Source organism: Falsiroseomonas frigidaquae (assembly GCF_012163145.1).
Lineage (GTDB): Bacteria > Pseudomonadota > Alphaproteobacteria > Acetobacterales > Acetobacteraceae > Falsiroseomonas > Falsiroseomonas frigidaquae.
Genome location: NZ_JAAVTX010000005.1, coordinates 46,793 through 58,785, shown reverse-complemented (window position 1 = coordinate 58,785; position 11,993 = coordinate 46,793). Strand labels below are relative to the sequence as shown.

2 protein-coding genes are annotated in these 11,993 nt (G+C 68.7%); both read left to right on the top strand.

Features of this window, described 5'->3' with window-relative positions; translation table 11 throughout:
* Nucleotides 1-48 precede the first annotated feature (48 nt).
* Nucleotides 49-10,725, top strand: a complete 10,677-nt coding sequence (locus HB662_RS16490; RefSeq protein WP_168050930.1) for an SdrD B-like domain-containing protein — start codon at nucleotides 49-51, stop codon at nucleotides 10,723-10,725.
* A 131-nt stretch (nucleotides 10,726-10,856) separates the two neighbouring features.
* Nucleotides 10,857-11,843: a Bug family tripartite tricarboxylate transporter substrate binding protein gene (locus HB662_RS16485; protein WP_168050929.1), complete on the top strand. Its 987-nt coding sequence runs from the start codon at nucleotides 10,857-10,859 to the stop codon at nucleotides 11,841-11,843.
* The last annotated feature ends 150 nt before the right edge of the window (nucleotides 11,844-11,993 follow it).

The window sequence follows — 11,993 nt, the reverse complement described above, 5'->3', positions numbered from 1 at the left end:
CGGGTTGTCGCCGGCGCGCTGCCGGACCTCCGTGGGGAGATCAAGCCAATGTCCGCCCAGCCGATCGTCACTTTCCTCGATGGCTCCGCCCTCAGCGCGCCGATCGGCGGTTTGCAGACGGTGACCGTCCGCTTCGACAACGTGCCGAACGGCGCCGCAGGGTCGGATGTCGGCTATGCCCCCTTCGTTAACCTGATCCTTCCCACCAACGGCGCGGACGGCGCGGGGGCGGGCAGCGCGGGGGCCACCAGCAATGACGGGCTGGTCTATCTGGGCGCGACCTATCTCGGCGTGGCGCTGGAACAGTGGGTGCTGGAATTCCCGGCCTCCGGCCAGGTGACCCACCCCTATGCCACCACCGCGACCGGCGGCCCGCTGACCGTCACCGGCACGCCGGGCGAGACGCTGGTGGTGCTGCGGCTGCCCTTCGGCAGCTTCACCGCCGGCCAGACCCCCTCCGACATCGATGTGAAGCTGCAGGTCTCCGGCAATGCCGACCTGGCGGTGCCGCTGACCATCCAGGCCTCCGGCGGCTTCGCCTATGGCCGCGACCCGCTGCTGAACCCGGTGGCGGACAATCCGGTCAGCGGCCCCGCCGCCAGCCTGTCCGTCACGCCCACGGTGCTGGAGCTGGACAAGGTCTATGTCGGGCCGGAGCAGGAAACGGCGACCGGCCCGTCCTACCCCCGCGAATGGCTGGTGAAGGCGCTGATCGCGGATGGCCAGACCATCACCAACCTGGTCCTGACGGACCACATGCCGGACGGCACCTTCATCACCGGCGCCTCCATCGTGAACGGCACCGGCACCGTCACCTATGACAACGCCACCGGCCTGGTCGTCGCGACGCTGACGGGCAGCTACACCGGTGGCGACCCGGTGCCGACGCTGAAGATCGATTTCTACGTCCCGGAATTCCTGCGCGACGGCGTGACCCCCGTGCTGGACCCGGCGACCGGCGCCTTCCGCGAGCTGGAGGACAATGCGCGCCTCGATGCGGTGTGGGACCCGAATGACGGGCGCGACCCGGTCGTGGTCTTCGCCATCGACCCGGCCGGGCCGGAGGATGTCATCACCGCCAAGTCCATCGCGGTGCAGAAATCGGTCCATGTGGTCGATGCGCTGAAGGCCGGCGGCCACCTGGAATGGACGCTGGACGGCCAAGTCTCCAACTACTTCAACATGGACGACCTGCTGCTGGTGGACACGCTGTCCGACGGCCAGGTCTATGACCCGTCCTTCGCACCGACCATCACGATGCGTGAAGGCGGCGCGGTGCTGTTCACCGGCACCATCGACCCCGCCAATGTGACCGTGGTGCGGGATGCGGCCACCGGCATCTCCACCATCACCTTCGACGTGTCGCAGGAAATGCGCGACCGCGGCATCGACGATGTGCTGAACGGCCAGCCGGGCGGCGTGAACAACCAGGCGACCGTCCTGGTGAAGTTCCACACCACCATCGAGGAGAGCTACATCTCCACCGCCCCGGCGCCGTCCAACGAGCCGCTGGTGGACCAGGGCGACCCGCTGGACAATGGCGTGGTCTTCGACGGCGTGGTGGACGAGACCGGCAACCCGAAGGGCGATGACAGCGGCGCCGGCGTGGTGCTGCCGGTCAGCGAAGTCGGCAAATCCATCTACGCCATCAACGGCAATACCGCCTTCACCCCGGGGCCGATTTCAGCCGGCGACCAGATCACCTTCCGCCTGACGCTCGACATGCCGCTGACCGGCGCGCATGACGTGGCGCTGACGGACTTCCTGCCGCTGCCCGTGCTGAAGGCGCTGGGCGGCATGAGCTTCACGGACCTGGTGAACGGCGCCGTGCCGGCCGCCAACCAGGCGAAGTGGGGCCCCGGCGCCACCTTCGACGCCTCCGGCGACCCGACCACGACGCCGAGCATCTCCTTCGATGCCGAAAGCAACTTCCTGCGCTTCGACTTCGGCGATGCGGTGGCCCCGGGCAATCCGGCCAGCCGCATCGACCTGCTGTTCACCGTGGTGGTGCTGGATGAGGAATTCGGCGACGGCCTGCTGCTGACCAACCAGGTCACCTCCACCGAGACCAACAGCTTCGGCGACGTGTCGGAAGACAACGCCATCGTGCAGTTCGTGCTCGGCGAGCCGGAGCTGAACATCACCAAGGGCGTGATCGCCGACAGCAACCCGAACGCGAACCTGACGGGCGCGGCTGGCCCGGTGGCCTTCACCGCACCGGGTTCCGCGGGCAACCGCTTCACCGGCACCATCAACAGCAGCAATCTCGACACCACGCCGATCGATGCGAACCTGACCAGCGCCGATGCGGGGGACCGCGTGTCCTTCGCCATCGTGGTGGAGAATACCGGCAGCAGCCTGAAGGGCGCCTTCGACGTCCTGATCCACGACACCATCCCGACCGGCTTCGAGGTTCCGGCGGGCGGGCTGAACCTGCGCGTGACGGATGGCGCGGGCAACGCCATTCCCTTCACCCTGGAAGGCAGCGGCCTGTTTGACCCGGCCGCAGGAATCCGCCTGGGCGATGCGGCCAATAGCGGCAGCATCGGCGCCCGCCATGCCACCAGCGGCGACAACATCGTCGTCATCACCTACGACCTGGAACTGGTGGATGACGTGCCGGTGTTCGGCGCGGACCTGATCAACACCGCGACCATCGAGCATTTCGCCGCCATGGAAGGCGGCATCGACCGCACGGACTATACCCCGTCCGGCGACCTCACCGACACCGCCCTCGTCCGCACCCAGGCGCCGAGCCCGGCCAAGGTGGTGGCCGCGACCAGCGAGGCGCATACGGGCGCCCTGGCCGGCAATGACAGCCGCGTGGACGCGACGATCGGCGAGACGGTCACCTACCGCATCACCGTCAGCGTGCCGGAAGGTGCGATGACCGACTTCCGCATCGAGGACTACCTGCCGATCTCCGATGCCGCTGGCGGCGGCGTGATGGAAGTGCTGGCGGCGCGCTTCATCGGCGTGACCGGCCTCGGCGGCGCCAGCGTGTTCGACACGACGCCGGTCATCGCGCTGTCGGATCGCGACGGCATCAACGGCAACGACACCGCGACCTTCCGCTTCGGCGACGTGCTCAACACCTCCGACACCACGGCAAGCGCGCCGACGACGGTGACGGTCGAGGTTGATGCAGTGGTGCGGAACCTGGCCGCCAATGATCGCGGCGATGTGCTGACGAACACGGTGGTTGTCAGCGCGGTGGACCCCGATGCCCCGGGCGGCCGCAGCACGGCGAGCGCCACGGCGCAGATCGACGTGGTGGCGCCGAACCTCGATGTGGACAAGGCGGCGGACCGCACCACGGGCGATGCCTTCGACACCATCAAGTACACCATCACGGTGGAGAACAAGGGCGTTCCCGCGGCCGGCAACGACAGCAGCTTCACCGCCCGCGCCTGGGATGTGAACCTGAAGGACCTGCTGACCGATGTTCAACTCGATGCCGTCTACCAGGGCGCGACCCTGGCGGTCACGGGCATCGCCGCCGGCCGGATCAGCTACGGCGCGACGCCGATCGATATCACGCTCGACTACCTCGACCCGGGCGAGAAGATCACCGTTAAGTTCGAAGTGGTGGTCGAGCATGACGTCGATGCCGGGGAGGTCCTGCTGAACGAGGCGACGGTCGCCGGCAGTTCCATGGATGGCGACACCAGCGCGGACGACCGCATCGTCAACGACGCGGACAGTCACACCGTCACCATCGCCAAGCCGGCGATCACCAAGAGCATCGTTGCCAGCAGCGACGCCAACACCTCCGCCGCCCGCCACGACACGGGCCGCACCGATCTGCGGATCGGCGAGGAAGTTACCTATGAGATCAAGGTGCGGCTGCCGGAGGGCGACAGCGCCAATCTGCGCATCACCGACCTGCTGGAGGATGCGACCAGCGCCGGCAACGGCACGCTGACCTATGTGGCCGGCTCGCTGGAGGTGGTTTCCGTCGGCTCCGCGCTGAAGACCTTCGGCGGCGGCGCGCTGCCCAATCCGGTGCTGACCACCGCCGCGCCCGGCAGCACGGCGGGCGATGACAGCTTCACGCTGAACTTCGGCGATGTCCGCAACACCTCGGTCAACACCAATACCGATGCCGAGGTCATCACCATCCGCATCAAGGCGGTGGTGAACGACGTCGCGCAGAACAACGACGCCGACAACCTCCGCAATTCCGCCACCGTGCAGACGGATGGCACGCCGACCACCACCGGCACCGCCGATGTCGAAATCGACGTGGTGGAGCCGGCGCTGAGCATCGACAAGACCTCCTCCACCGGCGGCCAGGCGCTGGATGCCGGCGCCGTCGTCACCTATTCCATCACCATCCGCCACGCCAACAACAGCGATGCGCCGGCCTATGACCTGGCGCTGTCGGACCTGATCCCGGCGGGGATGGAACTGGTGGCAGGCACGCTCTCGGCCAGCACAGGCAGCGTCAGCGCGCTCGGCAATGCCATCTCCTGGTCGGCCGACCAGCATCTGCTGGGTGCCGCCAATATCGTCATCACCTACCAGGCGAAGCTGCTGGACAGCGTGACGCCCGCGCAGGTGCTCTCGAACACCGCGACCCTGGTCTATGACAGCAACCCCGCCGATCCGGTGGACCCGCTGAACCCGACCGCGGCCGAGGACCTCGCCAGCCGCAGCTACGGCACGCAGGACACGGAAACCCGCACCGTCGTGCTGGCACCGACCATCGACAAGGCGGTGATCGCCACCGGCGACGCCAATACCGGCAGCAGCCAGGTCAATGCCGGCAACCCGGATGCAGCGCCCGGCGAGACCGTGACCTATCGCCTGACCGTGACGGTGGGGGAGGGTACGCAGCGCCTCGTCGTCTCCGACACGCTGCCGACCGGCCTGGTCTTCGAATCCGCCAGCGTCGAGAGCATCGGCGGGACCATCAGCGGCTCCTCCCTCGCCGTAGGTGCGACGCAGACCGGCCTGGCCGGCGGCGCCTACAGCTTCGATTTCGGCACCATCACCAATGCCGGCGACAATGACCGCGATGCGGGCGACACCGTCACCATCCTGGTCACCGGCCGCGTCGCCCCCGGCGCCACCGCCGGCAGCACGCTGACCAACACGGCGAAGGTCGAGACCTTCGCGCCGGGCGGCGGCAAGCCGGGCCTCGGTTCCGCCACGGATGATGCGAAGATAGACGTGGTGCGGCCCGATCTGGTGATCGTGAAGACCGCGGCGCCGGGCAACGGCGATGCCGGCAACCTGGTCACCTATACCGTCACGCTGAGCCATGCCGCGGGCTCGACGTCCCCGGCCTATCTGGTGAACCTCTCCGACCTGCTGCCGGATGGCGTGACCCTGGTGGCCGGCAGCGCCACCGCCTCGGCCGGCGCCATCACGGAAACCGGCGGCAATATCGGCTTCAGCCTGAACCAGTACCTGCTGGGCTCGGCGCCGATCACCATCACCTACCAGGCGCGCTACGACAGCGACGTGGTGGATGGCCAGGTCATCAACAACACGGCCCAGGTCACCTACAGCTCCGCCCCCGTGCTCGGCGTCTCCGTCACGGAAAGCGATCCGGCGGCCACCACGGTCGATATCGTCAATACGGTGGTGAAGACGCTGGAGACCACCAGCTACGACACCACTTTCGGCGCCGCCCTCGGCATTGGTGAGGTGGTGACCTTCCTGGTCACCGCGACGCTGGGCGAGGGGGCGCAGCGCATCACGCTGAAGGATGTGCTGCCGGTCGGCCTGACCTATCTGGACAGCGAGCTGCTTTCACTGGGCAACATCGCCGGCTCCGCCTTGGTCTTGGGCGCCGAGGGCAGCTACGACGCCGGCAGCCGCACGCTGAGCTACGCGTTGGGCGATGTCAGCAACCCCTGGGATAACCTCTCCAGCCCCAGCGACCAGGTGGTGTTCCGCGTCACCGCGCAGGTGGCGGATATCGTCGGCAACACCGCCGGCAAGGTGCTGACCAATGTTGGCCAGGTGGTCTCCGCCGCGCCGGTCAACCCCTATGGCGTCACGCCGGGTTCCTCGTCGACCACGGTGAGCGAGAACGAGGCGGTGACGGTCGTTCGCGCCTCGCTGGGCGGCATTGCCTGGCGCGACACGGACGGCAACGGCATCCGCGATGCGAATGAGACGGCGGTGCTGGCCGGCATCCCGGTCACGCTGCTGAACGCGGATGGCACGCCCACCGGCTTCACCGCGGTTACCGCCGCCGATGGATCCTACCTGTTCGACGACCTCGTGCCCGGCACCTACCGCGTGCGCTTCGACGAGATCCCGGGCGAGGAGCGGACGCTGACCAATATCGGCAGCGACCTGACGGACAGCGACGCGCATCAAGGCAATGGCCTGACCGTGCTCTACACCCTGGCCAATGGCGAGGATCGCCGCGACGTGGATGCGGGCTTCTACCAGCTCGCCACCATCGGCGACCGGGTGTGGGAAGACACCAACGGCAATGGCCGCCAGGATGACGGCGCCACCGGCATCGTCGGCGCCACCGTCACGCTGCTCGATGGCCTCGGCAATGTCGTCGGCAGCACCGTCACCGGCGCGAATGGCTTCTACCAGTTCATCGGCCTGGTCCCCGGCGACTATTCCATCCAGGTCCTGCCCGCCGGCTTCACCGCCACCACGCAGAATGCCCCGGCGAACGAGGCCGGGGACAGCGACGTGGACGGCACCGGCCGAAGCGACGTGTTCAACCTGGAATCCGGCGAGGATGAGCCGCGCCTCGATGCCGGCTTCTACCGCGGCGCCAAGCTCGGCGGCACGGTCTTCGAGGATGTGGACGGCGACGGCCTGCAGGATGCCGGCGAGGGCGGCATCTCCGGCCGCCTGGTGACGCTGCTGGATGCCAACGGCATCTCCACCGGCCGCACCGCCATCACCGATGGCAACGGCGACTACGTCTTCGACAATCTGGCGCCCGGCACCTACAGCGTGACCTTCGCGCCCAATGGCGCGCAGCCCTTCACCAAGGCCGATATCGGTCCGGACAATGAGAAGGACAGCGACGCCAACCCGCTGACCGGCAAGACGGAACAGGTGACCATCGTCTCGGGTGGCGATGACCGCTCGCTGGATGCCGGCGTCTACAACCCGGCCGCGCTCGGCAACTACGTCTGGGAGGATCTGGACGGCGACGGCCAGCAGGAAGGCGGGGAGCCGGCGATCGCCGGCGCCACGGTGAAGCTGCTGGATGCGGGTGGAACCGTGCTCGGCACCACCACCACGGATGGCAACGGCTTCTACAGCTTCACCGGCCTGGCGCCTGCCGATTACCGCGTCGAGATCAGCAAGGCCGGCTATGTGCCGACCGTGCAGAACATCGGCGCGGATGCCAGCGACAGCGACATCGGCGCGAATGGCCGCACCGGCTTCGTCAACCTCTCCTCCGGCGAGACCGACAACACGGTCGATGGCGGCCTGGTGCGGCTGGTCTCCCTCGGCGACAAGGTGTTCGACGACCTGGACAATGACGGCATCCAGGATGGCGGGGAGCCGGGCATCGCCGGCATCACCGTCCGCCTGCTCTCGGCCGATGGCGCCACGGTGCTGGGCACCACGCAGACCGATGCTGATGGGCTGTACAGCTTCGATGGCCTGAAGCCCGGCGACTACCGCGTGGAATTCCTGGCCCCGGCCGACCGTGCCTTCGCCAAGAAGGACCAGGGCGGGGACCTGCTGGACAGCGACGCGGACCGCACCACCGGCCGCACCGATGTCATTTCCCTGACCTCGGGCCAGGACCGCACGGATGTCGATGCGGGGCTGCTCTATCTGGGTGACCTCACCGGCCGCGTCTGGGTGGATCGCGATGGCGACGGCATCGAGGAGGCGGGGGAGGCGCCGCGCGCTGGCGTCACGGTCATCCTGCTCGATGCCAATGGCAGTCCGACCGGCCGCACCACCACTACCGATGCGAATGGCGAATACCTGTTCGAGGATCTGATCACCGGCTTCTACAGCGTGCGCTTCGTCACGCCGGCCGGTGAGCGGCTGACCATCCGCAATGCCGGCAGCGACGATGCGGTGGACAGCGACGCCAACCCGAACAACGGCCGCACCGCCGCGGTGCAGGTGCTGCCGGGCGAGGTGACGCGCGACCTGGATGCGGGCCTCTACATTCCCGCCTCGCTCGGCGACCGCGTCTTCCACGACCTCGATGCCGATGGCGTTCAGGATGGCAATGAGCCGGGCCTGGCCAATGTGACGGTGAAGCTGCTGGATGGCGGCGGCAACGTCATCGGCACCACGCAGACGGACGCCGGCGGGCTGTACAGCTTCGACGGCCTGGCGCCCGGCCTGTATGGCGTGAAGGTGGATGCGCTGCCCGGCTACGAGCTGTCGCCGAAGGATGCCGGCGGCAATGATGCGAAGGACAGCGATGCGCTGGCGGATGGCACCATCCCGCCGATCATGCTGTTCTCCGGCGATGCGCGCACGGATCTCGATGCCGGCCTGTTCAAGCGGGTGGAGATCGGCGATCGCGTCTGGCGTGACCTGAATGCCAATGGCGTGCAGGACCAGGGCGAGCCGGGCGCGCGCGGCATCACCGTGCGGCTGCTGGATGCGGGCGGTGCCGTCATCGCCACCACCACCACGGCGATCAACGGCACCTACGCCTTCAAGGACCTGCTGCCCGGCACCTATTCCGTGCAGTTCGTCCCGCTGGGCGGCTCCGTCTTCACCGCGAAGGACCAGGGCGCGGACGCCAAGGACAGCGATGCTGACCTCGTCACCGGCAAGACGCAGCAGGTCACGCTGACCTCCGGCCAGGTGAACAAGACGCTGGATGCGGGGCTGCTGTTCGCCGCCTCCATCGGCGACCGGGTCTGGGCGGATCGCGATGGCGACGGCCAGCAGGATGCGGAGGAGCCGGGCATCGGTGGCGTCACCGTGCGCCTGCTCAGCACCGGCGGCACGGTGCTGGCCACCACCACCACGGATGCCTCCGGCTTCTACCTGTTCGACGGGCTGCGGCCGGGCGACTACGTGGTGCGCTTCAACACGCCGTCCGGCCACAGCGCCACGCTGCAGAATGTCGGCGACGATGCGGCTGACAGCGACGCGGCGGCGAATGGCCGCACCGGGATCATCTCGGTGGGCCAGGGCACCGTGCTGCTGACCGTCGATGCCGGCTTCATCCCGGATGTGGTGGGCACCTGCGACCTGCCCGCCACGCTGCTGACCCCCGGCAACGATGCCTTCCCGGGCACCGAGCAGGGCGACCACATCGATGGCCTGGGCGGCAACGACAACATCAACGGCCTGCGCGGCGACGACTGCCTGCGTGGCAATGACGGCGACGACGCCATCAACGGCCATGAAGGCAACGACAAGATCCAGGGCGACGGCGGCAACGACAACCTGCACGGCAATGCCGGCGACGACGTGATCTTCGGCGGCAACGGCAATGACACGATCGAGGCCGGCGAGGGCCATGACTGGGCCGAGGGCGGCAATGGCGATGACCGCATGCAGGGCGAGGGCGGCAACGACGTGCTGTTCGGCGGCGCCGGCCGCGACATCGTCGAGGGCAATGGCGGCAACGACACCATCCAGGGCGGCACCGGCAATGACCGCGTCGCCGGCCATGATGGCAATGACGTGGTCGTCGGCGGCAAGGATGATGGCCGCGCCACCCTGGTGGGCGGTGCCATCACCGGCGTGGTGATCGGCGACACCGTCTCCGGCGATGGCGGCGCCGACCGCTTCGTCTGGCAGAAGGGGGATGGCGTGGACCTGCTGCTCGACTTCAAGCCGAGCGAGGGCGATACGCTGACCATCTACGGCTATGGCGGTGCGGCCGCGGTGCAGCGGGTAGATGGGCGCACGGTGATCTACCTGGGCACCCACAGCGCCATCGTGATGAACGACTACTACCCGACCGATGGCAGCATGCCGGGCATCACCTTCGTCCCCGGCACCAATGTCGCCCCCGGCCTGCCGGTGGAACGTGCACCGATCACCGGGACCTTCGGCAACGACACGCTGGCCGGCACCGGCGGCGCCGATGTGATCGAGGGCCTGCAGGGCAATGACGTGCTCGGCGGCGGCGGCGGCGCGGATACGCTGATCGGCGACGCGGGCAACGACATCCTGAACGGCGGCGCCGGCGCGGATGTGCTGGATGGCGGCGCGGGAGTGGATACGGCGACCTATGCGGCGTCCGCCGCCGGTCTCACCGTCTCCTTCGCCGATCCGTCGCTCAACACCGGCATTGCGGCGGGGGATGTCTTCATCCAGGTGGAGAACCTGCTCGGCTCCGCCCATGCGGACCGGCTGACCGGCGACAACGCCGCCAACCGCATCACCGGCGGCGCCGGCAACGACACCATCGCGGGCGGTGGCGGCAACGACGTGCTGCTCGGCGGCGCCGGGCAGGATGAGATGACCGGCGGCGCCGGCGCCGACCGCTTCATCTTCGCCAGCCTGGGCGAAAGCGCGGTGGCGGCGCCGGACAGCATCCTCGACCTGTCCTGGTTCGAGGGTGACCGCATCGATCTCAGCCAGATCGATGCCCATGCCGGGCTGGGTGGCAACCAGGCCTTCGCCTTCGCCGGCACGGGTGCCTTCGTCGGCGGCGGCCAGGGCTCCGTCCGCTACCAGCATGATGGCGGCGATACGCTGGTGCTGGTCGATGCCGGCAATGGCGGGGCGGCGGAGATGGCGATCCGGGTTGCGGGGCTGCACACCCTGTTCAATTCCGACTTCGCGCTGTGACACCATCGGCGCCCGGCTTGCCCGGGCGCCGCTTGACCCTCCGCGTTCTTCCGGCACATGCTTAGGCAGTGAAGTATCGTCGGCCGCGCCTGCCAGGGCGCGGAAAAGATGGTCCGCTGGGAGAACGCCGGATGGTTGACGCTGCGGGATTGACGCGCCGTGCCTCGCTTGCCCTGGGTCTCGGTGCGCTGGCCGCACCGCTGCTCAGCCGGGCAAGCTTCGCCCAGGGCGGCCGCAACGCACGGCTGGTCGTGCCCTATCCCCCCGGCGGCACCACGGATCTCACCGCCCGGCTGATCGCGCCGCGCGCGGCGGAAGCGTTGGGCAGCGCCTGGGTGATCGAGAACCGCTCCGGCGCCAATGGCGTGGTGGGCGCGGAACTGGTGGCGCGCAGCGCGCCGGATGGCACCACGCTGCTCTATTCGAACGAGGTGCTGACGGTGCTGCCCTTCGTGCAGCGCAACGTGCCCTTCGACCTGCAGGCGGATTTCACCCCCGTCGCCCGCACCGTCTCCATCCCCTATGTGCTGGTCGGCGGCACCGGGCTGGCGCCGCGGGACATGGCGGCGCTGCTGGCCGGGCTGCGTGCGACGCCGGAGCAATTCTCCTTCGCCGGATCCTCGCTCGGCTCCGTCGGGCAGCTCGCCACCGCGGCGCTGTGGCAGAAGCTGGGGGTCGAGAGCACCTTCGTGTCCTATCGCGGCACCGGCCCGGCGATGAACGACCTGGTTTCCGGCGCTGTCAGCCTGTTCTTCGCGCCGCTCGGGCCGGCGATCCCGCTGGTGCGGGACGGCAGGCTGCGCGCCTATTGCGTCACCTCCGCCGCCCGCCAGCGCGTGCTGCCGGATGTGCCGACGCTGGTCGAGGCCGGCTTCGCCGACATGGTCTATGAGGGCTGGACCGGCGTATGGGGCCCGCAGGGGCTGGATGCGGCCTTCGTCACCCGCGCCAATGCGGCGGTGAACCAGGCGGCGGCGGAACCGGCGGTGGCCGCGCGCATGGCGGATCTTGGCCTCACGGCGCTGGCCGAGAGCGCCAGCCGCTTCGCCGAGGTGATTGCCGCGGAGATCGCCCGCAACAGGGCGCTGGTTGCCGCTGCCCGCATCCAGCCGCAATAGCCCCATTTCCAGTCAGGCGTAGCCCGGTTGCGGTCGGGTGCCGCGCTGCAGCCAGCGCGCGGTACCATGGGTGACATTGCGCTTCGGAATGGTTAGATCGATGTAAGGTCGGCACTGCCTCCGGCCTTGTCTCGCCCTGCACCCGTACCC